Origin of the sequence: Chitinophaga oryzae (genome assembly GCF_012516375.2) — a bacterium.
Lineage (GTDB): Bacteria > Bacteroidota > Bacteroidia > Chitinophagales > Chitinophagaceae > Chitinophaga > Chitinophaga oryzae.
In genome coordinates, this window is record NZ_CP051204.2 from 6212044 (window position 1) to 6235199 (window position 23156).

The following is a 23156-nucleotide window of genomic DNA, read 5'->3' on the forward strand; positions in this document are numbered from 1 at the left end:
TATTGATTTACCTGTAAAAATAGAGCATTTTTATTTTCGGATTTTGGTATTTAACTATTTCTTGATTTTGCTGATCCGGGGGAGGGAGGGAACGTTATCCGGCAGGGGTGATAACAATAAGGGCTGACCTTTCCGGCCAGCCCCTGGGAATTATTTTTTAACGAGATCTTTCAGTGTGACGTCGAAAAGCAGTACCGAGTTGGCCGGGATGCCGTTATTGGCGTAAGGGCCGTAGGCGTAGATGGAGGGCAGGAACAGCTTGATGCGTCCGCCTTTGCCGATCTTTGGGATGCCGATCGTCCAGCCGTCGATCACGCGGTTCAGGTCGAAGCTGGCGTTATCGTTGCTGTCGAAAGTTTTTCCGTCGAGGAAGGTACCGGCATATTTCACGGTCACGTTGCTGGTCGGAGTGGGTTTGTTGCCCAGGTCGCCGCTGTCTATGATTTGCCAGAAGATACCGCGCGGATCGTGGGAGGCGGTGATATTATTGGTTTTCAGGTAATTGACAATAGTTACGCTGTCAGCATCAAATTGTTTAATGGCATCGTACTGCGGTGTATTGTCTTTTTTAGAGCAGGCTGCCAGTAGTGCGAGGCCTAACCCTCCCAGTAAAAAAACTTTCTTCATTCCGTTGATATTTGGATTTTATAGTTACACAAAAAAGTCTATTTGATGTCCACCAGTTCCACCTCGGAGATGAGGATGGCGTTGGGTGGTATGATGTCGGGGACGCCCATGCTGCCGAAAGCGAGGTATGGCGGGATATACATCCGTATTTTGCCTCCTTTGGAGATTTTGGCCAGTCCTATCTGCCAGGCTGGGATATGATTTTTCAGTTCCCGGTTGTTGAAGTTGGTGACATCGAAAGAGGCGTCTACGATGGTACCGTCAATCAGTTGATTGGAATAGTTGACATACACAACGGATGCAGGTTTCACGAAATGGACGCTGTCTCCGGGCTTATAAATGCGATAGTACAGTCCGGAGGGGTCGCGTACGGCGATTTCGTTATGGGCAAAGAGATATTGTTGGATGCGTGTATCTGTTTCGGCGGCGTCCATCGTGATCATGTCGTCTGCTTTTTTGGAGCAGGAGAGCAGGGTGAACACCGGCAGGCAGGCCAGGGCTATTTTCAGCAATAACTTCATTCAGTTGTGAGTTGATTTAATTACCAGAGTTATCAGTGTAACGCAATACCGGCGGTAAAGTTACAAGATAAAAAAACTCCCGCAGAAAGGCCTGCGGGAGTTTCCTTTTATGGTAATAAGACTGATTAGTAGTCCATGCCCATACCGTGACCACCACCTGGCATAGCAGGAGCAGCGGATTTAGGTTCTGGTTTGTCAGCGATTACGCATTCGGTAGTCAGCAGCATACCAGCGATGGAAGCGGCGTTTTCGAGTGCGATACGGCTAACTTTAGTCGGGTCGATAACACCGGCAGCCAGCATTTTTTCATATACTTCAGTGCGGGCGTTGAAACCGAAGTCGCCTTTACCTTCTTTCACTTTCTGAACTACGATGGAACCTTCGATACCAGCGTTAGCAGTGATCTGGCGCAGCGGCTCTTCGATAGCGCGTTTGATGATAGCGATACCGGTTTGTTCGTCGTTGTTGTCGCCTTTCAGTTTTTCGAGAGATTCGATAGCGCGGATATAAGCCACACCACCGCCCGGAACGATACCTTCTTCTACGGCAGCACGGGTAGCGTGCAGGGCGTCGTCTACGCGGTCTTTTTTCTCTTTCATTTCCACTTCGGTAGCAGCACCTACGTACAGTACAGCAACGCCGCCGCTCAGTTTAGCCAGGCGTTCCTGCAGTTTTTCGCGGTCATAGTCGGAAGTAGTTACTTCGATCTGTGCTTTGATCTGACCGATGCGGCCCTGGATGTCTTTTTTCTGGCCTTTACCACCTACAACGGTAGTGTTGTCTTTATCGATGGTTACGGACTCAGCTTTACCGAGGTAAGTGAGGTCGGCGTTTTCCAGTTTGTAGCCTTGTTCTTCGCTAATAACGATACCACCGGTGAGGGTAGCGATGTCCTGCAGCATGTCTTTTCTTCTGTCACCGAAGCCAGGAGCTTTTACAGCAGCTACTTTCAGGGTACCGCGCAGTTTATTTACCACGAGGGTAGCCAGTGCTTCACCTTCCAGATCTTCGGAGATGATTACCAGCGGAGCGCCCTGCTGAGCTACTTTTTCCAGGATGTGCAGGATATCCTTCATGGTGCTGATCTTTTTGTCATAGATCAGGATGTAAGGGTTCTGCAGTTCAGCCTGCATTTTTTCGCTGTTGGTGATGAAGTAGGGAGACAGGTAACCACGGTCGAACTGCATACCTTCTACTACTTCTACAGTAGTGTCGGTGCCTTTCGCTTCTTCCACGGTGATAACGCCGTCTTTGGTTACTTTCTTCATAGCTTCCGCGATCAGTTTACCGATTTCGGAGTCGTTGTTAGCGGAGATAGAAGCAACCTGTTCGATTTTTTTGTTGTCGTTACCAACTTTTTCGGACTGTTTTTTCAGGTTTTCAACGATCGCTTTAACAGCTTTGTCGATACCGCGTTTCAGGTCCATTGGGTTAGCGCCGGCAGCCACGTTTTTCAGGCCTTCGCCGATAATAGCCTGTGCCAGAACGGTAGCAGTGGTAGTACCGTCACCAGCCAGGTCAGCGGTTTTGGAAGCAACTTCCTTCACCATCTGCGCGCCCATATTTTCGATAGCGTCTTCCAGTTCAATTTCTTTCGCAACGGTAACACCGTCTTTGGTTACGCCGGGAGCGCCGAATTTCTTTTCGATCACTACGTTACGGCCTTTAGGACCCAGGGTTACTTTAACCGCATCAGCCAGGGTATCCACACCCTTTTTCATTCTGTTGCGAGCGTCTATATTGAAGAATAATTGTTTTGCCATAATGCTCTAAGGATATTTAAAAGATTAGTTTTTACAATAACACAAACCGGCTGTCATTAAACGATGGCCAGGATATCGGATTCTCTCATGATCAGGTAGTCTTCACCGTCGATCGGCAGTTCCTGACCGGAGTATTTACCATACAGTACGGTGTCACCTACTTTTACAGTCACCGGCTCGTCTTTTTTACCAGGACCGGCGGCTACCACGGTTCCTTTAACGGGTTTTTCCTTTGCGGTATCCGGGATGATGATACCACCAGCGGTTTTCTCTTCAGCGGCTGCAGGTTTTACGATGATCCTGTCAGCTAATGGTTTAATACTTAATTTCTTAGCCATAGTAGTTTTTATTTAAAGAAAGTAGTTTGAATTGTGAATGCACCTTGCCACGAGAATTATGCCAAGGCACTTTTATAGTCAAAATTGCAGATTGTAGATGCAATACAGGCTTTAATCACTGACAAATCATGACAAGCAACAGGAAAAAATGACAGGAAAACATTTAGGAATTTAGATATTTACGGATTCTGTGATTTAATTCCGGCTTTGTTTTTCCGGTCTTTTGTAGCTCTGCAGCCGTACATTCGCAAAATTCCCAAATCCCAAAATCCCAAAATATCTAAATTTCGGGATTTTTGTCTAGTTTTGCGCCCTTATACCAGTTCTTTTTTATACGATGATCAGTAGAAGAAATATCCGGGTGAAGGTAATGCAAACACTTTATGCCCTGGAAACGATGGAGCAAAGCAATATTAAGCCGGGCACGGCTACCAGGCTTCTGAACGAGAAGCTGGACCAGACCTGCCAGATCTTTACCTACTTACTTTACTCGGTGGTACAGGTGGCGCAATATGCGGAAACTGATGCCCAGACACGTGCTTCCAAACACTTACCCTCTGCCGAGGACCTGCAGGTGAATACAAAAATCGCAGGAAATGAATTCATTTATCAGATAACAAACGACAAAGGCTTTCAGGTAAATCTGGAACAATGGAAAATGCGCCAGCTGACAGATACCGACCTGATCAGAAAGCTTTATAATATACTGGCCGCTTCTGACGCCTACAAAGCTTACATTGCGGACGAAAGCCGCACCAAAGCCGGCGAGAAAGAGATCCTGGAATATATCTATAAAGAGGTGCTGGCCAAAAACGAATTGTTTCTCCAGCATATGGAAGATAATTTCCTGCACTGGAGCGATGACGAAGAAATGATGGCTATCCTGCTGGGCAACTATTTCAACAAGCCGCATCTGTTCAACTTCCTGCAACTGATCAGCAAAGAGAAACTGGACTATGCACGGGAGCTGTTGCTGACGGTCAACGACAAAAAGGAATACTGCCTGGAGCTGATCAAACCCAAGTTACAGAACTGGGACCCGGAGCGTATTGCGGCGGTGGACATGCTGCTGATGGAAATGGGCGTATGTGAATTCCTGTATTTCCCGACCATTCCGACCAAAGTGACCATCAACGAATACATTGACCTGGCCAAAGCGTACAGCACGCCGCAAAGCGGTCAGTTCATCAACGGTATCCTGGACAACATCCTGAAAGACCTTGAAAAAGAGTCGCTGGTGCAAAAACAGGACCGTCCGAAAAAGTAAGTGGAAAGCAGTATTTTTAGGCCAAAACAACACCATTATGAGAACACTGCTCTTTTTCCTTACCTGCGGCACCCTTTTAGTGGCTGCCTGTAACAATAACCAGCCGGCGAACGATCAAACCGCTGCTGCCGGTCAGCCCGCTGCCTCCGGCAATACTGCCGAAGCCGGTAAAGCATCTGATCTTACTTTTGAAGAAAAGGTGCATAACTTTGGGGACATCACCCAGGGTGAAAAGGTGGAATATTCCTTTAAATTTACCAACACCGGTAAAAATCCCCTGGTGATCGAGGATGCAATCTCCAGCTGTGGCTGCACGGTGCCTGAATGGCCCAAACAGCCGATCAAACCGGGAGAATCCGGCTATATGAAGGTGATATTCGACAGTCATGGGAAATCCGGCTATACCGAGAAAGAAATATCCATCAGGACCAACAATGGCGGTGGTTATCAGGTAGGCCCCAAGATCCAGTGTAATATTGTCGCAAAATAAGCGCTGTATAGGCAAACTATTTAAATCAATTTATCGATGAACATCATGAACATTTTACTGATGGGGCCGTCACAAGGCGGTGCGCAAGGCGGTAGCCCAATGGTTTCTATCCTGTTTTTTGGCGGTATGATCCTGATCATGTGGCTTTTTATGATCCGTCCGCAGACCAAGAAAGCCAAACAACAGAAACAATTCATTGACAACCTGAGAGAAGGCGATAAAATCGTGACTATTGCCGGCATCCACGGTAAAGTGAAAAAAATGAACGACGACAACACCCTGGTAGTGGAAGTAAGCCCCGGTACCAGCTTTACGATCGAACGTTCTGCCATCAGCATGGAATACACCTCCGCCCAACAGCAGAAAACGGCCGCAACCAAGTAATGCACATACAATACTGTAAAAAAATCCCGGCCGTCATGTCCGGGATTTTTTTTATCCTTAGCTTCGATACAGACCCAATTATCCGGATTTTATGTTAAAGGTAGGCATCACCGGCGGTATCGGTTCCGGTAAAAGCACCGTCAGCAAGATATTTGAACTCCTGGGCGTTCCTGTGTACTACGCAGACGAACGCGCCAAAGACATCCTCGTCAGGGACCCCGAACTGGCAGCAGCCGTAAGGCAGCATTTCGGTCCGGAAACCTACGACGCCCACGGCGCCCTGAACCGCAAATACCTCGGGAATATCGTTTTCAACGACAAGGAAAAGCTGGCGCTGCTCAATTCGCTGGTACATCCCGCCACTATCCGCGACTCCAACCTCTGGGCCAGCCAGCAGAACACCCCCTATGTGCTCAAAGAAGCAGCCCTGCTGTTTGAATCGGAGTCATTCCATTATCTCGATAAAATCATTGGCGTGTATGCGCCGCAACCACTGCGCATACTGCGTGTCATGAAACGGGACAACGTTACGCGGGAAGAGGTGCTGGCACGGATGCACAAACAAATTGACGAAAGCATCAAAATGCGCTTGTGCGATTATGTTATCCGGAACGACGAGCAGCAACTGGTAATACCACAGGTGCTTGCCCTGCATCAGCAACTGCTGCAGCTGGCCGCCGCCACCTGAGGTTACCTTCCGTATACCACCTCCCCTACTACTGTGGCTTTTCCCTACCTTTGAAAAAAATAAGAGCCCATGGCTACCACATTTACCGCCCCCCTGCAACTCACTGACAACGCCGCCGCTATAGTAAAACAACTGCTGCAGGGCGACGTGGAAGCCCCCTACCTGCGCATCGGCGTAAAAGGCGGAGGATGTTCCGGCATGGGTTACATGCTCGGATTCGACGCCCTCCGGGAAGATGATGACCTGTTTGAGATTGCCGGTATCCCGGTGATCATAAAAAAAGCGCATGGCATGTACCTGGTGGGGCTGGAAGTTGATTACCAGGACCAGGACGATGTCCGCGGGTTTGTATTTCGCCAACGGCCCCAGAGCTGACACCCCGGGCGATGATGTTGTTCCAACATTTATCTGTTTAAGTGCCGGTTCAATAAAAACATCCTCAATAAAAAAAGCCTGCTATGTAACATAGCAGGCTTTTTTGTCAAACATATTTTCAGCTCTCACTTACTTATTTAGCAGCGGGAGTAGCTTTCTTTTCAGCAACAGCTACCGCGTCGCTTTCGTTGGACAGCTGGTTTTTCTTGTCAAAGTCAACCAGTACCGGCGCGGCCACGAAGATGGAGGAGTAGGTACCGGTGATAACGCCGATCAGCATAGCGAAGGCGAAACCGCGGGTTACTTCACCACCGAAGATGAACAGTACCAGGATGGTCAGGAATACAGTGAGGGACGTCATAATGGTACGGCTCAGGGTATCGTTGATCGCTTTGTTGATCACGGTGTCCCTGTCTCTGCCATGTGCGCCTGTTTTAAAGTATTCACGGATACGGTCGAACACGATCACGGTATCGTTCATGGAGAAACCGATCACGGTGAGGATCGCAGCGATGAAGTGCTGGTCAATTTCCAGGGTGAAAGGAACGATGTCCTTAAACCAGGAGAATACCGCCAGAGTGAGCAATACGTCGTGCAGCAGGGAGAAGATAGTACCGATAGAGTACTGCCATTTGCTGAAACGGATCAGGATATACACGAAGATCACGAGGATAGACAGTACGGTTGCTTTTACCGCGCCGGCGCGAAGGTCGTCGGAGATGGTAGGCGATACTGTCTGGGAACCGATCACATAACGGGTGTTGAACACTTCCGGTGTAACGCTGGCTTCGTAGTAAGGTTTGAGGCCATTGTACAGTTTGGTGATCACTTCCTGGTCAACCGCGAGGCTCTGCTGCTCAATTTTATAGGCAGTAGTGATGCTCAGCTGGTTGGTGTTGCCGATGGTTTTTACGAATACTTCGCTATCGAATTCTTTCTTCAGCTTGTCAGCCACTTCCTGTCTGTTCATGGTTTTCTCGAAGCGGACAGTGAAGTTACGGCCACCGGAGAAGTCGATACCGTGGTCGAAGCCATGGAAGAAGGAGGTGATACCACCTATTGCCACGATGGCAGAGATGATGTAAGCATATTTACGTTTGCCTACGAAGTCGAAGGCAGCGTGTTTGAAGACTTTCCGGGAAATCGGCGTAAAGTACTCGAAGTGTCTTTTCTTGTTGGTCCACCAGTCGGTGATCATGCGGGATACGAGGATACCGCAGAACAGGGACAGGAGCAGACCGATGATTTGGGTGGTAGCGAAACCGAGTACCGGGCCCAGACCAAAGTAAAACAGGATGAACGCTGTGAGCAGGGAGGTAACGTGACCGTCGAGTACAGGCGCGTAAGAGCGTTTGTAACCGAGGGAGATCGCGTCGGGGTAGGATTTGCCGTGTGTCAGCTCATCCTTGATCCTCTCGAAGATGATCACGTTGGTGTCTACCGCCATACCGATGGTCAGTACCAGGCCGGCGATACCAGCCATGGTGAGTGTGGCACCGAGGGAGGCGAGGATACCGAAGGTAAACAGCAGGTTGAGCACCAGAGCGATGTTGGCTACCCAGCCGGCGCTGTTATAGTATACCAGCATCAGTACGAAGATGATCACGAAGGAGATCATGAAGGATTTTGCACCGGCAGCGATAGATTCGGCGCCGAGGGTGGGTCCTACGATCTGTTCCTGTACGATGCGTGCAGGAGCAGGCATTTTACCGGACTTCAGGATATTGGCGAGGTCATTGGCTTCTTCCATGGTAAAGCTACCGCTGATAGAAGAGCGGCCGCCGGCGATTTCGCCCTGGATGGAAGGAGCAGAGTAAACGATATTATCGAGTACGATAGCCACGAAGTTGAGGGTGGAAGGATCTTTCGGGTTGGCAGGCGCCAGTTCACCGGTCAGTTTTTTCCACTCGTGCGCACCTACGTTGTCCATCGCCATGCTGATTTCCGGCTGGTTATCGGGACCAACGTCCTGGCGGGCGTCGACGATCCTTTCGCCACCTACACGGGGTGCAGGGTTAGCAGGATTTACTTTCAGCACGTAGAGGGGCAGCGGGCCGTGTTTGTCTTCTTTATTTTCAGGACCGAATGCGAATACCGCGTCTTTAGGCAGGATGGCCTGTACAGCCGGCATGCGCAGGAACTGGCGGAAAGTGGCAGTGTCTTTAGGCAGGATACGGCCGACGGACGGGCTGGGGATCAGGGTACCGGACTGCTGGTCGAACATCGGGATCATGATCGCGAACAGCGGGTTTTGTTTGCGTTGTTCGGCGAAAAGTTGTTCCTGAGTGGCTTTAGCGCTGTCTTTCACGCTTTTTCCGGTATCCTTTTTAGCCAGGTAGTCGCTCAGTTTACCTTCCTTGCTGGTGTCAGCAGGGTTTGTTTTGGTATCAGCAGCGGCAGCAGCGGCCTGTGTGCTGTCAGTGGCAGCAGCGGGTTTGGCAGTGTTGCCGCCCTGTGCGTTCCTGATAGCTTCGTTCATTGGGTTCAGCACATTCTGGAAGAACTCGGGGCTGTTTTTGTACACTTCCCGGAATTCCAGGTTGGCGGTAGCCTGCAGGTATTTGCGTACGCGCTCGGCGTTGTCCACACCGGCCAGTTCCACGGAGATCAGGCCTTTATTTTCATCGAGGCTGATGTTAGGCTGGGCCACACCGAATTTATCGATACGTTTCTGCAGTACGATATAGGTGTTTTTGATGGCAGCGTGCGACTCCTTGCGGATCATGTCCAGCACCTGCTGGTTGGAGGAGTTGAAGTTGATGTCTTTCTGGTACGCGTTGGCGAAGATAGTTGCCAGACGGCCCTGGGGAGCCACTTCAGCGTACGTTTGCCCGAACAAAGTAACGAAATCAGTCTGATTGGCATTTTTGCGTTGTTCAGCCAGTTCCAGCGCTTTGTTGAAAGCGGGGTCCTTGGATTGACCGGCGAGGGCGCGGATAACGTCTTCCACGCTTACCTCCAGTACTACGTTCATACCACCTACCAGGTCAAGGCCGAGGTTCAGTTCTTTTTCTTTGGCCTTGGTGTAGGTAACGTACCATGGAAACCCTGCAATCTGTTTATTGCTGGTGCTGTCCACGATCTCTTGTCTTCTTTGTTTGGTGAATCCTTTCAGCGTGTCAGAATAGAAAGCCTGCAGTTCTTTGCTGCCAGGGTATTTCTGCTCAGGTGTAGGGAATTGTTTGGCTACATCGGTCTCAGCCTGCCGCTCTATCTTCTTCTCATAGTTCCGCACCAAAAACGTGAAGGACAGTTGATACAAAGAGATAAGGATCAGTGCGATGGCAAAAAATCTTACCAGTCCTTTTAGTTGCATGTTGTTTGTTTCGGGTTTATAATAAAAAAATTTTAAGAGTTGCAAAGATAGAATTTAAATTGATATATTAAAGCCCTTGTTAAAAGAGGCGCAAAATCAATATGTGATTGACTTTACGGGCTTGGTGACACCCATTTTTTCTAAATCCGCGATCTTGGTTTTTTCCTGTTTTAAGAATATTTCTTTGCTTTACACTCATGTAATACCGACAAATATATGCAAACCCACCATTATCCGGTAACAGATAATTTCCCTGAGGCGTTGCTGAAAAGTCGAAAAGCCGCTGTGGCCAAGGTATTCAGGGATGCTTCTGCTCACCGGCTGCAGCTCATTTACACCCGGATAGACCGGGATGCGCAGCAAAGGCCGCAATTTACCGATTTTCACTTTGGCATAGGGCGGGGCTGGTACTGTTATCCGGCGTCCACCGTTAAGCTCCCCACCGCCCTACTGGCGCTGGAGAAGCTGAACGACCTGCAGATTCCGGGGCTGGACCGGCACGCGGCCATGTTTACCCGGCCGTTGCCGGGCATTAACCCGGGCGTCCTGCATGATTATTCAGCAGCCGGCAAGCTACCATCCATCTCGCATTATATCAAAAAAATTTTCCTGGTCAGCGATAACGACGCCTATAACCGGCTGTACGAGTTCCTGGGCCAGGAGCCACTCAACCGGCGCCTGTGGGAGCTGGGGTATGCCGGCACCGAAATCCGGCACCGGGTAGGGCTGCCCCTGCATATGGCAGCCAACATGCACACCAACAGCGTCTATTTCCGGGCCGGCCGGCAGCTGCTGTACGATCAGCCCGAGCAGCGGAGCAACCTCGTGTTCGCCCCCCGGCAGGACCTGGCCGGCAAACAGCATATCGATCACCGCGGCCGGCTTGAAAACAGGCCCATGGACTTCTCCTACCGGAACAGGCTACCCCTCAACGAGCTCCACCAGATGATGCGGCAGCTATTTTTTCCGGAGACTGTAACAAATCCATTCCGGCTCCGTTTAACGGAAGATGATTACAATTTTTTGTATCGTTGTATGTCCCAATACCCGGGAGAATCGACAGATCCGGTGTATAATACGGGGCAATACCATCCGGCGTATGTGAAATTTCTGCTTTTCGGCGGCCGGCAAGCGGCCCGCATACCAGACCATATCAGGATTTTCAACAAGCCGGGATGGGCTTATGGCTTTTTAACGGATACGGCTTATATCGCGGACTATGCCCATCACGTAGAGTTTCTGCTCTCTGCCAGCCTGCTGGTAAACAAGGACGGTCCGCTCGGAGAAGACCAGGAAGCTTTTGAAACAACAGGCAAACCATTTTTGAAAGCGCTGGGGGAACTGATATACGAAGAGGAGTTGCAACGAAAAAAAATGTATCAACCAAACCTGGACCGGTTCAGGGTACATCAAACGCAAATTTTATAAACACCATACTAAAAAACTGTGAGCTAATGCTGATCAAAAAAAATCGTGTTTGGGCGATAGCCGCCCTGTTGGGAGGAGTAATCGGATTTTCATCCTGTCTGAAACAGAGCGACCCGACCCCGCAAAGGATGAACTATACCGGTGCTATTATCAATGGCGCGTACCTGCCTTCCAGCCTGGACATCTTTAACAATGGCACCAAAATGAACACCAGCGCCTATAAGACCAGCGCCTCCGCCCCTTTCCTGGACCTGCCGGGAATACACACCTTCTCCTTCCGGAACCTGAATGGCACCGGCCTGGACTCTGTTACCCAACAGTTTGACTCTCTCCGGTACTACACCATCATTACCTATAACGACGCCAGCAAAAAATTTGTGTCCCAGCTGATCAGGGAAGATTTTACCTCACTGTCTACCAGCAAGGTGAACTTCCGTTTCCTGAACCTGAGCCCCAATGCCGGCCCGGTGGACCTGTACATTAACGGTAAAAAGGTAGCGGAGAACCAGCCATTCCAAATCAACGCAGCCTGGAGATCCGATGATCCGTATAACAGCACTGTAGAATACTACGTAACTCCTGCCGGCTCCACCACCCAGCTGGTAAAAGGTACTTCCCGTCAGTCTGCCGGTTCCACCCAGGTACCGTTCCAACCGGGATATGCCTACACCATTTACCTGGCTGGCGCCAAAGACAGCACCGGTGACAACAAACTGCAGTTGTACTACCTGTCTCATACTTCCAGCTACTAGGATTTTGGGATTTACGGATTTTGAGATTTTGAGATTTCGTAAACTAATGATAGAGAAGACCGAAGCGGATGAATCATCCGCTTCGGTCTTTTTTTCGCAAACGTCAAAAAATCCTCAAATCGCAAAATCCCTGAATTTTTATGTAGGTTTGTTCCGGTCAATCCAATGTTTAGATATGAATCAACTAGCAGAAAGGCTGTCACGGATTTCCGAGCCACAAACCATTAAAATGGCCAAACTGGGCCGCGAGCTGAAAGCACAGGGAATAGATATCGTAGACCTGAGTATTGGAGAACCGGACTTTGATACCCCGGAACATATCCGGGAAGCCGCCAAAAAGGCGATCGACGACGGCTTTACCCACTACACACCGGTAGCCGGTTACGCTGAAGTCAGACAGGCTGTCGTGCATAAACTGAAACGCGATAACGGTCTTGACTATACGCCGGAACAGATCGTAGTGACCACCGGCGCCAAACAAAGCCTCGCCAACGTAGTGCTGAGTATCGTCAACCCCGGCGATGAAGTGATCATTCCTACGCCTTACTGGGTGACCTATTCCGAACAGGTAGCGCTGTGCCAGGGCACCGTGGTGTTTGTGCCCAGTACCATTGAAAACAACTACAAGATAACGCCTGAACAACTGGAAGCGGCCATCACGCCGAAAACAAGGCTGTTCATGTTTTCTTCTCCCTGCAATCCCACCGGCTCCGTTTACTCAAAAGAAGAACTGGAAGGACTGGCAGCGGTATTTGCCCGGCATCCGCAGATCTTTATCATCTCCGATGAGATCTATGAATATATCAACTATGTAGGGAAACACGAGAGCATCGCCCAGTTTCCCGGCATGAAAGAACGTACCATTGTTATCAACGGCCTCAGTAAAGGTTTTGCGATGACCGGCTGGCGGCTCGGCTACCTGGCAGCTCCCCTCGAGATTGCCAAAGCATGTGACAAGATCCAGAGCCAGTTCACCTCCGCTACCTGCTCTATTACCCAGCGGGCGGCCATCACGGCGCTGACCGGCGATCTGACCACCGCCGAAGCCATGGTGGCAGCGTTCAAAAAACGCCGCGCCTATATTCATGAAGCGCTGCAAACCATTCCCGGCCTGAAAGTAAACGATCCGGAAGGCGCCTTCTACATGTTCCCGGACATCAGTGCGTTTTTCAACAAGTCATTCGAAGACTCTCATATCAAAAATGCAGACGACCTGTGCATGTACCTGCTGCACAAAGCACATGTGTCTGTTGTTACCGGCGTCGCCTTCCAGCAGCCTAACTGCATCCGCCTGTCCTACGCCACCAGCATGGCCAACCTGGAGAAAGGCGTGGCAAGGCTAAAAGAATGGCTGGGCAAACTCAAATAACAATTACGAATTACGAATTACGAATGAGAAGACGCTCTATGGAAAGGTTAGTAAGTAACCGTGCTGTAAAACAATTCCCATTCGTAATTCGTAATTCGTAATTCGTAATTTTCTATGACGAGGGTCATTGTCAATTTGCAATTATTTTATATATATTTGCGATTCAAAACGTTCCGATAAGATGAATTCCCAACAGTTGTTGTATGTGGCACTGGCAATTGGCGTTATCGCCATTCTGTATATGACTGTCCGTGATATGTTTATGAAGAAGAAACCTGCGGCGCCTGCGCCGGAAGCGCCACATGCGGCCAACCCGGCTGTGCTGCCCCTGCAGTTGCAGGCCTATGAAAGGCTGGCGCTGTATGTGGACCGTATCACGCCGCAGAGCCTTATCGGCCGCATATATCAAACGGGGATGAGCGCCGTGGACATGCAGATTTCCATGGTACAGAGCATCAAAGCGGAGTACGAGCACAATATCACCCAGCAGATTTATGTATCCGCCACCACCTGGGAGGCAGTGAAAACGCTGAAAGAGCAAACGATCTCCGTCATCAACCAGATAGCAGTGCAGCTGCCGCCGGATGCGCCGGCGCTGGAGCTCAACCGTCAGCTGCTGGAAGTATTCCTGCAGGCGGGCGAGTCTCCTGCTGAGCTGACCGCGCAAATCATCAATGCAGAAGCCAAAAGGCTGATGCGATAGTTATTTTGAGCTGATCACTTCATTCAGCAGATACCCTTTTCCATCAAACAACATGTAGAGTGGCGGCGCCTTATACCAGGGTACGCCGGCTTTGCGGGCATGCGCCTGTATGTGCAGGTGCGGTTCTGTGCTGAAGCCGGAATTGCCTACGCATCCCAGCGCCTGTCCCTCTCTTACGAACTGCCCTTCGCGCACCACCACGCTGTTCATTTTCAGGTGGCCTGCGAAGAAGTAGCAGTCGGCCCCTTCCAGTAATACCTGGTTGGTATTTTTCGGGCCTCTGTCCATATTCGGCGGGATATTATCGGGGTTATCGCCATAAGCCCTGCGTACAGTGCCGTCGCAGGGAGCATATATTGTATCGTTGAAAATCCAGTAGTCGTCCAGCTTACGGGAGAAAACACCTGCAGCGCGGCAGCCGCGGCTGTCCAGTTTCACGATGTCCATCGCATAGATGGCGCCGCGCAGGCTGAAGTGGAACACGTTTGTAGGCAGACCTTTACCGCCCTGTAACACGAAGTAGCGGCCCGATTTCAGCGGGAAAGCCAGCCTGACCGTCTGCGGCGATCCTGTGGTGCCGGTAAAGTACAGCAGGGTGCCCAGCAGGAACACTCCTGTCAGCGCGAGGTTGGCGTGCCGTTTCCAGGCAGGCAGCGCAGCGCTGACGTGTTTACGTCCAAAAGGCAGCCACATCACACATAATATCATCAGCACGCCAAAAACATATTTGGCGTAAACAGAGAGGTACACCCAGGTACCGTACAGGTAGAGGAAAGCGCCCAGCGACAGTCCCAGCAGCAGTGTCGTATATGCGCCGCCGGCCAGCGGGCGCAGACCGGCGCGGAATATGAGATAGAGGCTATAGAGCGCCAATGCGAGGGTAATACATAATAACGACCAGATGATCATAACAAAGCCAGACTTTCCTGCAAATATCAATATTTTTCCCGGCGGCGAAGTACCATAATAATTATGTAACATTGCAACGCTAGTTACAACTACCATGGAAAAGATCATTCAAACCGACTCCGGTATTACCATCGATCCGCTGTACACCCAGCCGATACCGATGAACGAACAGCCAGGCGTTTACCCGTTCACGCGCGGCATCCATGCCTCCATGTACCGCGACAAACTGTGGACCATGCGACAATATGCCGGTTTCAGCACAGCGGAAGAATCCAACAAAAGATACCACTACCTGCTGAGCCAGGGTGTGATGGGCCTCAGCGTGGCATTTGACCTGCCCACCCAGATAGGATACGATTCTGATCACGCCATGTCTGAAGGAGAAGTCGGTAAAGTGGGCGTAGCCATCGACTCGCTCGATGACATGGAGATCCTTTTCAAAGGCATATCGCTGGAACAGATCTCCACTTCCATGACCATCAATGCCACAGGGTTTATCCTGCTGGCGCTTTACATCGCCCTTGCCAAAAAGCAGGGCGCCGACCTGAAAAAGATTTCCGGTACCATCCAGAACGATATCCTGAAAGAATATGCCGCGCGCGGTACTTTCATCTATCCGCCCAAACCGTCCATGCGCCTGATCACCGATATATTCGACTACTGCAGCCGGGAAGTGCCCAAGTGGAACACTATCTCCATTTCCGGTTACCATATCCGGGAAGCAGGCGCCAACGCGGTACAGGAACTCGCTTTTACCCTCTCTAACGGCAAAGCCTATCTGAAGGCGGCACTGGAAAAAGGACTCGATATCAACGTATTTGCCAAAAGGCTTTCTTTCTTTTTTAACGCACACAACCATCTCTTCGAAGAAGTGGCCAAGTTCCGCGCTGCACGCCGGATGTGGGCCCACATCACCAAAGAGCTGGGCGCTACAGACCCCAAAGCGCAGATGCTGCGTTTCCATACACAGACCGGCGGCAGCACGCTTACAGCGCAGCAGCCGCATAACAACATCGTACGGGTAGCCGTGCAAACACTGGCCGCCACCATGGGCGGCACCCAATCACTTCACACCAACGGCTACGATGAAGCCCTCTCCCTCCCTACCGAAGAAGCCGCACGCATCGCCCTGCGTACGCAACAGATCATCGGTTATGAAAGCGGCGTGGCTGACACGGTAGACCCGCTGGCAGGCTCCTACTATGTGGAAGCGCTGACCAACGAAGTGGAAAACAAAGCCTGGGACCTCATCCATAAAATAGATGCGATGGGCGGCGCTGTCAGCGCTATCGAACAGGGTTTCGTACAGGATGAAATCGCGCGAAGCGCTTATCAGTATCAACAACAGGTGGAAAACAACGAGAAAATCATTGTGGGTGTCAACAAATTCGTGGCAACCGACAACCAGCCGCCCGAAGTCTTCCGTATCGACGACAGTATCCGCCAGATGCAGTCCGACCGCCTGCAGGCCCTGCGCGCACGCCGCGACAATGAAGCGGCCGCCCAATGCCTGCAGCGTATCAGGGAAGCGGCGCAAACGACGGAAAACCTGATGCCACTGGTAGTGAATGCTGTAGAAAACTACTGTACTTTAGGGGAGATCGCAGATGCACTCCGCCAGGTATGGGGAGAATATAAAGCATAATCAATTACGAATTACAAATTACGAATTACGAATTAGAGAATCTGCTGATGAAAAGGTTATTAAGTAATGGCCCCATAAGGGAACCTTTAATTCGTAATTCGTAATTCGTAATTCGTAATTTGTAATTCATATTAGATATTTATTTTTGGGGTCTAAAAAACTTGAACTTGATTTATTACAATGGCTGTCCGCTTTGTGGCTCCTCACAAACCCATGAAGCTCTTACCGCTAAAGATTATACTGTATCCAAAGAAACATTTTCTATTTTCCATTGCGGAGGTTGTGGCGGCCGTTTTACCCAAAACGTGCCCGACAGCCAGCACATAGGCCGGTATTATCAGTCACAGGAATATATTTCCCACTCCGAAACCAAACAGGGGCTGATCAACCGTTTGTATCACAGCGTCCGTAAGATCACGCTCCGGTCCAAACAGAACTGGGTACGCTCCGCCGCCGGCATGAAGCAGGGCAACCTGCTGGACATCGGCTGCGGCACCGGCGCCTTCCTGCACTACATGCAAACAGGCGGATGGACCGTTACCGGCCTCGAGCCCGATGAAAACGCCCGCCACAATGCTAAAACGCTCTATAACATAGACCCGCTTCCCATAGACCGGCTCTTTCAGTTGCCTGCCGGTCAGTATGATGCCATCACCATGTGGCATGTGCTGGAACACGTACATGAGCTGCACGCCTACCTGGACCGCATCCGCGAGCTGCTGAAGCCCGGCGGCACCCTGCTGATAGCCGTGCCCAACTACACCTCTTCCGATGCAGACCACTACGGAGCGTATTGGGCCGCCTATGACGTGCCCCGTCACCTTTACCACTTCTCTCCTGCTTCTATGGAGCGGCTGCTGCGTCAGCACAACATCAGGCTGATCAAAAAACATCCGATGGTGTTCGACGGCTTCTATGTAAGCCTGCTGAGCGAGAAATACAAAACCGGCAAAAGCCGGCTGTTTGCGGGATTCTTCCATGGTTTCCGGTCTTACCGGAAAGGGCTGAAAAACGTGGACCAGTGCAGTTCTATTGTGTATGAATGTAAATTATAATCACGCGCAAAGGCGTCACGCAAAGGCGCTAAGCAGCAAAGAGCGCAAAGAGAATAAATAAGAAACAAAGAAAGCAAAGGAGCGAAGACCAATTCGATTTGATCTTCGCTCCTTTGCTTTCTTACTAATCTTATTAAAACTTTGCGCTCTTTGCTGCTTAGCGCCTTTGCGTGACGCCTTTGCGTGATTACTTCACCAGTTTCATTTCATCCACCAGGCGTGTGCAGCCGGCGTATTTGTCTACAATAAACAGTACGTACCGGATATCCACCATGATGTTACGGCAGATGGACGGGTCGTAGTTGATGTCGCTCATGGTACCTTCCCAGGTACGGTCGAAGTTAAGGCCGATCAGGTGACCATTGGCGTCCAGCGCGGGGCTGCCGGAGTTGCCGCCGGTCGTATGGTTGCTGGCGATAAAACACACCGGCATTTTTCCGTTGACACCATAGCGGCCATAGTCTTTGTTTTTATACAGTTCAATCAGTTTGGCAGGCACATCGAATTCATAATCGCCGGGCACGTATTTTTCCATGACGCCGTCGAGGTAAGTGTAGAAATCATAATGAATGGCGTCGCGGGGGTTGTAACCGTCTACTTTACCGTAGGTGACGCGCAGCGTGCTGTTGGCATCCGGGTAGAAACGTTTTTTTCCTGCCATCACGTCCATCTGTGCCTGCATATAGGTGCGCTGCAGGTTGTTGATGCTGCTTTGCAGATCGTTCACCGGTTTGCTGACATTGTCCACAAAGCCTTTGCGCATCGCCATGATAAGGCGGGTGCCCGGGTCTTTCCACATCTGGGCCACTACAGCGTTGTACGGCTGCTGTACAAATGCTTTGAGTTTTTCCAGGGAAGTGAGGGCAGACACGCCATAGATTTTATCGGCCAGCGCGCGGCTGTCGTTGTTGTTTTCCGCGCAGATCTGAGCGTATTCCGCACCTGCATACTGCTTCGGTACGCCTTTAGCGTATATCTCCAGCAGCCTTACGCTCACGTCGTGATCTACCTGTGCGTTGTAGTTTTTATAAAACGGCTGCATAGATTCCAGGAACTGCTGGCGCAGCGTTTCGTATTGTCCTTCTCCTTTATCGCGCACATCTCCGAGGAAACTGATCAGGCGGTCGCCGGCGGTGAAGAGCTCCACGTTTCTCACCAGTTCGCTGTAGTAGTCGCGGGTCTGGGCGTAAGGGCGGATACGGCGGTACATTTCATTCAGGGAATCCAGTACGCCGCTGTACTTCACTTTCAGTTCAGGGTCGGCGTTCAGCAGTTCGCGGTAGCTGGCTTCATACTGTTCTTTTTTATCGATACCGCGCGTTTGTTTAACGCCCAGCATTTCGCCTTTCCATTTCTTCCAGGCGTTGGCCGTATTGGCGTATTTAGCGGCATACTGTATTTTGATCTGCTCGTCTTTACGCATATAGCCGTCGATCACTTCGAGGGCCGCGTCGCGCATGCCTACCTTAGCGGGGTCCAGCGCGTCTACCGTCAGTTTTACGGCTTCAGAGGGCAGGTATTCGGTGGTACGGCCGGGGAAACCGAGCACCATGGTAAAATCGTTTTGTTTTACGCCTTTCAGGGAAACAGGCAGGAAATATTTAGGGGAGAGCGGCACGTTATCCTGCGAATATGGCGCAGGGCGACCGTCTTTGCCCGCGTAGATGCGGAACATGGAGAAGTCGCCGGTATGGCGGGGCCATACCCAGTTGTCCGTATCGGAGCCGAATTTACCGATGGAAGAAGGCGGTGCGCCTACGAGGCGAACGTCGTTGAAGGTTTCCGTAACAAACAGGAAGTATTGGTTGCCTTCATAAAAAGGTTTGATCATGGTTTCCTGCCAGGATTCCTTACGGGCGTTCTGGCGGATTTCGTGCAGGCGTTTGTCGATGGCCGACTGGCGCTCGCGTTCGTTCATACCGGGTTTTACGTCCTGTAAAGCGGCTTTGGTCACGTCGTCGATCCGAACGATGAAGGTGACAAACAGGCCGGGGTTGCGCAGTTCTTCTGCAGCTGTTTTGGCCCAGAAACCGTTTTGCAGGAAGTTGTTCTGCAGGGAAGAATGTTTCTGGATAGACTCATAACCGCAGTGGTGGTTGGTCAGGATGAGGCCCTGTGAAGAGATCACCTCTGCCGTACAAAAGCCCCCGAAGCTGACGATGGCGTCTTTCAGGCTGCCTTTGTTGATATTGTAGATATCCGACGCACTGATTTTCATCCCCATTCCTTTCATCTCTTTCTCATTGAGGCCGGACAGCAGTTGAGGTAACCACATCCCTTCCGTGGCATAAGTCAGCTGAGAAAGCAGCAGGAGTGCTGCCAGCATCAGCGGCTTCACGATTCGTTGCAACATATCTGATATTCTTTTTATAGAACCGGCAATTTACTACAATTCGGGCAGGCATGGAAGGATAAACCTGTGTTTCTGCGGATTCATCGACATAAAGGCCGTATTGACAGAGAAGTGTTGCGATAAACAGTGGAATTGGCGCATATTGGAGGCAATTCCGAATATCTGTTGAGCATGTTCCGGTCAAAGTTAATGGTCTTAATGCTGCATATCACCGGTTGGGCGATATGTATGAGCCTTCCGTTGCTTTTCATTCGGGGGCAGTACTGGTACAATCATGTGCTGGCGGTGGTTTTGTCGGTAGTCCTAAGCGTGGCTATTGAGGTCACCAGCCACCGGTGGCGCTTATCGGAGCAGGCCCTGTACAGTAAGGCACTCAAAGCTGCGGCGGAGTTGTCTTTTTTAAAGGCGCAGCTGCAGCCGCATTTCCTTTTTAATACGCTGAACAACATCTATTCGCTGGCGATGTCGCAGCATGAACATACGGCCGCCAGCATCCTGAAATTATCCAACATGATGCGGTATGCCACGACGGATACCAGGCATGATTTTGTGTTGCTGCAACGGGAAATAGAGTGCATACACGACTATATCGACCTGCAGCGGTTGCGGCTGACTTCCCGCACCATGGTGAGATTTTCCGTTTCCGGCAGTCCGGGCATCAAGTGTATTGCGCCCATGCTGTTATTGCCTTTCCTTGAAAACGCTTTCCAGCATGGTGTCAGCACGCAGGAGCCTTCCGAAATAGTGGTGCATTTACAGGCTACCGACAGTTGTATCCGCTTTTATTGCAGCAACCGGCAATTTCCGGCAACAATGGATGAAAGTGCGGCCGCGGCGGATATCCTTCACGCGCGCGAGCGGCTGCAGCAGTTGTATCCCCACCGGCACCGGCTGCAGATACGGGAAGACAACGGCATGCATGTGGTGAAGCTCTCGCTGGACATCTAACGGGCGTAGAGATTTCTTAATGCGATGATATCATTGGAGTTAAACGGACGGTTACCACCATTGGAGCAGGCCAGCATCCAGGAATTGGGGTCGGGGCCTGTAGGCGTGCCGGGGATCCATATGGGAGTAATATCTTCACGGACCGGGGAACCGCCACAGCTAAAAGAGCGGTCCATATAGTCTGTGTGATGCATCCCGAGGCAGTGCCCCATTTCATGCTGAATGATGGATCCTGCGTACAATACATTAGGATTGTATCCGAAAGCCGCAGTATTGGTGTTTAGCTTAATGGACGAATACGGGTTGCCGGCGGTGGGGAAACCGGAATAAGCGTAAGACACCTGGCCATTGACCGGAGCCTGATTATAGCCTTCAACGGTGATGCCGGCCGTTCCGCTGGCAATACGTGAAAAACGGATACGCAGGCCCAGGCTGTTATAACGCCTGATGGCTGTATCTACTCCGGCTACGAAAGCAGGGCCAAGTCCTACTATCTTTACAGTAATAGTGCGGGGCAATCCTGTCACCAGGTTACCGGACCGGTATTGCTCTACCTGCCCTACCCGTAAAGCGGTAATACTCATCTTTTCTTTCAGTTGAGCTGCGGTCAGCAGGATATCCCCTTCCACGATATAACCTTCTGTTGTTTTCAGCACATTGTCAGTGCTGAAGCCAAGGGCTTTTATCTGCGCCAGCACTTCATCGGTAACAGGCTGGGGAGGCGCCTCTTGTCTGTCATTTTTACTACAGGAAGACATCATGATACCTGCGGCCAGGCAGGCGATTACGGCGAGCATTTGTTTTTTCATCATTGCAGATTTTGGTTAAAAAGAAAAATATTTCTTTTTCCGGCAGCAGGATGCAGCCGGTACATGAATGACAGACTATAAAAACATGATGCTTCTCTGCAGGGCAACGTTACGAAGGGAATGGGCAATGCTACCAACAAACAACAGATGGCATGATGTTACACCTGCAAAAGTAGGTGCTTTCAGTGCTCTCTCTTTGCAGACACAAAACAGCGCAGATGCCATTTTCAGGCACCTGCGCTGTAAGTTAAATGATTTCGTATTCCTGATTAGTGGTACAGATAATTTAAAGCAATGATGTCATTGGCGTTAAATGTACGGTTACCACCATTGGAGCAGGCCAGCATCCAGGAGTTGGCATCCGGTCCGGTAGGAGTGCCGGGGATATTGATGGCGCCTACGCCGCCGTCGCCTTCATTCACAGCAGAACCGCCGCAGCTGTAGGAACGGTCCATATAGTCTGTGTGGCGCATCCCGATACAATGGCCCAGCTCATGCTGGATAACAGATCCTACGTAAAGAACGTTGGGGTTGGAACCATACGCGTACTGATTGGTGTTCATCTTGATAGTGCTGTAGGGATTACCGTTGCTGGTAGGGAAACCGGCAGAACCCAATGTAATATAACCACCGCTGGGGCCCTGGTTAAAGCCTCTGATAGTGATATTGGCAGAGCCGCTGGTAATACGCTGGAAGGTAATACGCAGGCCCAGTCTGTTGTAACGGGCGATAGCCGTATCTGCGCCAGCGATAAAAGCAGGGCCCAGATTGGTTACCTTAATGGTGACAACGCGGGGCAGTGCTGTTACCAGGTTATTGGTGCGATACTGTTCACTTTCGGCAACACGTAAGGTAGGAGTACTAACTTTTTCTTTCAGTTGTTCTGCGGTCAACAGGATATCGCCTTCCACGAGGTATCCGTCTTCTGTTTTTCTTACATTGTCGGTGCTGAAGCCATTGGCTTTTATCTGTGCCAGTACTTCATCGGAAACAGGATTGGGTTGTGCTTCCTGTTGTTGTTTGTCATTTTTGTTACAGGATGAAATCAGGAAACCTGCTGCCAGACAGGCAATTACGGCGATTTGTTTTTTCATCAGTTCGGATTTTGGTTTTAAAAATGAAAAAATATGTCCTTTGCGGCTGATGTGATTCAGTCGGTGTATCATTGATTTCACTACAAAAAATAACAATGCTTATCTGCAGGGGCAATGCTACCGGCGGAGGTGGGCAGTGCTACCGACAAACATTAATTGCATGGTGTTACACATCCGAAAAAAGCGGGCTTTTAGTGCTCTTCTTTAGCAGACATATTACAGCGTTGATGTCTGTTTTTTGACATCGGCATGCATTTTCAATGATTGGCTATGATTTTGTAATACCGGTGTTTCCGGCGACTCAGACTTGCTCTTCGTTAAC

The 23156-nt window shown here is 50.4% G+C and carries 21 protein-coding genes; 12 read left to right on the top strand and 9 right to left on the bottom strand.

Annotation, left to right across the window (positions count from 1 at the left end):
- Positions 1-150: 150 nt before the first annotated feature.
- The 4 genes from HF324_RS24500 to HF324_RS24515 all read right to left on the bottom strand — a co-directional run bounded on the left by HF324_RS24500 (position 151) and on the right by HF324_RS24515 (position 3249).
- Positions 151-627 carry an FKBP-type peptidyl-prolyl cis-trans isomerase gene (locus HF324_RS24500; RefSeq protein WP_168805291.1) on the bottom strand — a complete coding sequence of 159 codons (477 nt, stop codon included), beginning with the start codon at positions 625-627 and terminating at the stop codon, positions 151-153.
- Positions 628-665: 38 nt separating this feature from the next.
- Positions 666-1148, bottom strand: a complete 483-nt coding sequence (locus HF324_RS24505; RefSeq protein WP_168805293.1) for an FKBP-type peptidyl-prolyl cis-trans isomerase — start codon at positions 1146-1148, stop codon at positions 666-668.
- 125 nt (positions 1149-1273) lie between these two features.
- Positions 1274-2911, bottom strand: coding sequence for a chaperonin GroEL (gene groL / locus HF324_RS24510; protein ID WP_168805295.1), 1638 nt, complete (start codon positions 2909-2911; stop codon positions 1274-1276).
- 56 nt (positions 2912-2967) lie between these two features.
- A complete protein-coding gene (locus HF324_RS24515) occupies positions 2968-3249 on the bottom strand; it encodes a co-chaperone GroES (protein WP_078667864.1) in 282 nt (93 codons plus the stop codon).
- A 370-nt stretch (positions 3250-3619) separates the two neighbouring features.
- On the opposite strand from HF324_RS24515, the gene nusB reads away from it, so the two are divergent.
- The 5 genes from nusB (at position 3620) to HF324_RS24540 (ending at position 6453) form a co-directional block, all read left to right on the top strand.
- A complete protein-coding gene (gene nusB / locus HF324_RS24520) occupies positions 3620-4516 on the top strand; it encodes a transcription antitermination factor NusB (RefSeq protein ID WP_258539189.1) in 897 nt (298 codons plus the stop codon).
- Positions 4517-4553: 37 nt separating this feature from the next.
- Positions 4554-5006, top strand: coding sequence for a DUF1573 domain-containing protein (locus HF324_RS24525; protein WP_168805300.1), 453 nt, complete (start codon positions 4554-4556; stop codon positions 5004-5006).
- A gap of 36 nt (positions 5007-5042) precedes the next feature.
- Complete coding sequence (yajC, locus tag HF324_RS24530) at positions 5043-5390, top strand: preprotein translocase subunit YajC (RefSeq protein ID WP_246269279.1); 348 nt, start codon at positions 5043-5045, stop codon at positions 5388-5390.
- A 91-nt stretch (positions 5391-5481) separates the two neighbouring features.
- Positions 5482-6078 carry a dephospho-CoA kinase gene (gene coaE / locus HF324_RS24535; protein WP_168861048.1) on the top strand — a complete coding sequence of 199 codons (597 nt, stop codon included), beginning with the start codon at positions 5482-5484 and terminating at the stop codon, positions 6076-6078.
- Between the two features lie 69 nt (positions 6079-6147).
- Positions 6148-6453 (top strand): HesB/IscA family protein, encoded by a 306-nt coding sequence (locus tag HF324_RS24540; protein WP_168861049.1) that lies wholly within the window; start codon positions 6148-6150, stop codon positions 6451-6453.
- A gap of 133 nt (positions 6454-6586) precedes the next feature.
- On the opposite strand, the gene secDF is transcribed toward HF324_RS24540, so the two are convergent.
- Positions 6587-9769, bottom strand: a complete 3183-nt coding sequence (secDF, locus tag HF324_RS24545) for a protein translocase subunit SecDF (RefSeq protein ID WP_168805306.1) — start codon at positions 9767-9769, stop codon at positions 6587-6589.
- Between the two features lie 216 nt (positions 9770-9985).
- Between secDF and HF324_RS24550 the strand changes: the two genes are divergently transcribed.
- From HF324_RS24550 to HF324_RS24565, 4 genes are all read left to right on the top strand, one after another.
- The gene (locus tag HF324_RS24550; RefSeq protein WP_168861050.1) at positions 9986-11197 is read left to right on the top strand and encodes a serine hydrolase; all 1212 of its coding nucleotides are present in this window, start codon (positions 9986-9988) and stop codon (positions 11195-11197) included.
- Between the two features lie 26 nt (positions 11198-11223).
- Positions 11224-11949: a DUF4397 domain-containing protein gene (locus HF324_RS24555; RefSeq protein ID WP_168805310.1), complete on the top strand. Its 726-nt coding sequence runs from the start codon at positions 11224-11226 to the stop codon at positions 11947-11949.
- A gap of 175 nt (positions 11950-12124) precedes the next feature.
- Entirely contained in the window at positions 12125-13318 is a 1194-nt protein-coding gene (locus tag HF324_RS24560; protein ID WP_168861051.1) for a pyridoxal phosphate-dependent aminotransferase, read from the top strand.
- A 181-nt stretch (positions 13319-13499) separates the two neighbouring features.
- Positions 13500-14021, top strand: a complete 522-nt coding sequence (locus HF324_RS24565; RefSeq protein ID WP_168805314.1) for a DUF7935 family protein — start codon at positions 13500-13502, stop codon at positions 14019-14021.
- Here HF324_RS24565 and HF324_RS24570 read toward each other — a convergent pair whose 3' ends face one another.
- Entirely contained in the window at positions 14022-15002 is a 981-nt protein-coding gene (locus HF324_RS24570; protein WP_168861052.1) for a M23 family metallopeptidase, read from the bottom strand.
- 22 nt (positions 15003-15024) lie between these two features.
- Here HF324_RS24570 and HF324_RS24575 point away from each other — a divergent pair, with 22 nt between their 5' ends.
- Positions 15025-16575: an acyl-CoA mutase large subunit family protein gene (locus HF324_RS24575; protein ID WP_168805318.1), complete on the top strand. Its 1551-nt coding sequence runs from the start codon at positions 15025-15027 to the stop codon at positions 16573-16575.
- Positions 16576-16736: 161 nt separating this feature from the next.
- Complete coding sequence (locus tag HF324_RS24580; protein WP_168805320.1) at positions 16737-17630, top strand: class I SAM-dependent methyltransferase; 894 nt, start codon at positions 16737-16739, stop codon at positions 17628-17630.
- 187 nt (positions 17631-17817) lie between these two features.
- On the opposite strand, the gene HF324_RS24585 is transcribed toward HF324_RS24580, so the two are convergent.
- Complete coding sequence (locus tag HF324_RS24585) at positions 17818-19983, bottom strand: S46 family peptidase (RefSeq protein ID WP_246269280.1); 2166 nt, start codon at positions 19981-19983, stop codon at positions 17818-17820.
- A 198-nt stretch (positions 19984-20181) separates the two neighbouring features.
- Here HF324_RS24585 and HF324_RS24590 point away from each other — a divergent pair, with 198 nt between their 5' ends.
- A complete protein-coding gene (locus HF324_RS24590; RefSeq protein WP_168861053.1) occupies positions 20182-20931 on the top strand; it encodes a sensor histidine kinase in 750 nt (249 codons plus the stop codon).
- Here HF324_RS24590 and HF324_RS24595 read toward each other — a convergent pair.
- Together HF324_RS24595 and HF324_RS24600 are read right to left on the bottom strand one after the other, a co-directional pair.
- Positions 20928-21743, bottom strand: a complete 816-nt coding sequence (locus HF324_RS24595; protein WP_258539190.1) for a M57 family metalloprotease — start codon at positions 21741-21743, stop codon at positions 20928-20930. The two genes, HF324_RS24590 and HF324_RS24595, sit on opposite strands and share 4 nt — an antisense overlap.
- A 266-nt stretch (positions 21744-22009) precedes the next feature.
- The gene (locus tag HF324_RS24600) at positions 22010-22834 is read right to left on the bottom strand and encodes a M57 family metalloprotease (protein ID WP_168861054.1); all 825 of its coding nucleotides are present in this window, start codon (positions 22832-22834) and stop codon (positions 22010-22012) included.
- Positions 22835-23156 lie beyond the last annotated feature (322 nt).

Bases quoted from the DNA above. Each gene is read 5' to 3' on its own strand.
- HF324_RS24550 (WP_168861050.1), top strand. From the start codon at position 9,986: ATGCAAACCCACCATTATCCGGTAACAGATAATTTCCCTGAGGCGTTG.
- HF324_RS24595 (WP_258539190.1), bottom strand. From the start codon at position 21,743: ATGATGAAAAAACAAATGCTCGCCGTAATCGCCTGCCTGGCCGCAGGT.
- HF324_RS24565 (WP_168805314.1), top strand. From the start codon at position 13,500: ATGAATTCCCAACAGTTGTTGTATGTGGCACTGGCAATTGGCGTTATC.
- coaE (WP_168861048.1), top strand. From the start codon at position 5,482: ATGTTAAAGGTAGGCATCACCGGCGGTATCGGTTCCGGTAAAAGCACC.
- HF324_RS24555 (WP_168805310.1), top strand. From the start codon at position 11,224: ATGCTGATCAAAAAAAATCGTGTTTGGGCGATAGCCGCCCTGTTGGGA.
- nusB (WP_258539189.1), top strand. From the start codon at position 3,620: ATGCAAACACTTTATGCCCTGGAAACGATGGAGCAAAGCAATATTAAG.
- HF324_RS24505 (WP_168805293.1), bottom strand. From the start codon at position 1,148: ATGAAGTTATTGCTGAAAATAGCCCTGGCCTGCCTGCCGGTGTTCACC.
- HF324_RS24515 (WP_078667864.1), bottom strand. From the start codon at position 3,249: ATGGCTAAGAAATTAAGTATTAAACCATTAGCTGACAGGATCATCGTA.
- groL (WP_168805295.1), bottom strand. From the start codon at position 2,911: ATGGCAAAACAATTATTCTTCAATATAGACGCTCGCAACAGAATGAAA.
- HF324_RS24575 (WP_168805318.1), top strand. From the start codon at position 15,025: ATGGAAAAGATCATTCAAACCGACTCCGGTATTACCATCGATCCGCTG.
- HF324_RS24560 (WP_168861051.1), top strand. From the start codon at position 12,125: ATGAATCAACTAGCAGAAAGGCTGTCACGGATTTCCGAGCCACAAACC.
- yajC (WP_246269279.1), top strand. From the start codon at position 5,043: ATGAACATCATGAACATTTTACTGATGGGGCCGTCACAAGGCGGTGCG.
- HF324_RS24500 (WP_168805291.1), bottom strand. From the start codon at position 627: ATGAAGAAAGTTTTTTTACTGGGAGGGTTAGGCCTCGCACTACTGGCA.
- HF324_RS24600 (WP_168861054.1), bottom strand. From the start codon at position 22,834: ATGAAAAAACAAATCGCCGTAATTGCCTGTCTGGCAGCAGGTTTCCTG.
- HF324_RS24540 (WP_168861049.1), top strand. From the start codon at position 6,148: ATGGCTACCACATTTACCGCCCCCCTGCAACTCACTGACAACGCCGCC.
- HF324_RS24590 (WP_168861053.1), top strand. From the start codon at position 20,182: ATGCTGCATATCACCGGTTGGGCGATATGTATGAGCCTTCCGTTGCTT.
- HF324_RS24525 (WP_168805300.1), top strand. From the start codon at position 4,554: ATGAGAACACTGCTCTTTTTCCTTACCTGCGGCACCCTTTTAGTGGCT.
- HF324_RS24570 (WP_168861052.1), bottom strand. From the start codon at position 15,002: ATGTTACATAATTATTATGGTACTTCGCCGCCGGGAAAAATATTGATA.
- secDF (WP_168805306.1), bottom strand. From the start codon at position 9,769: ATGCAACTAAAAGGACTGGTAAGATTTTTTGCCATCGCACTGATCCTT.
- HF324_RS24585 (WP_246269280.1), bottom strand. From the start codon at position 19,983: ATGTTGCAACGAATCGTGAAGCCGCTGATGCTGGCAGCACTCCTGCTG.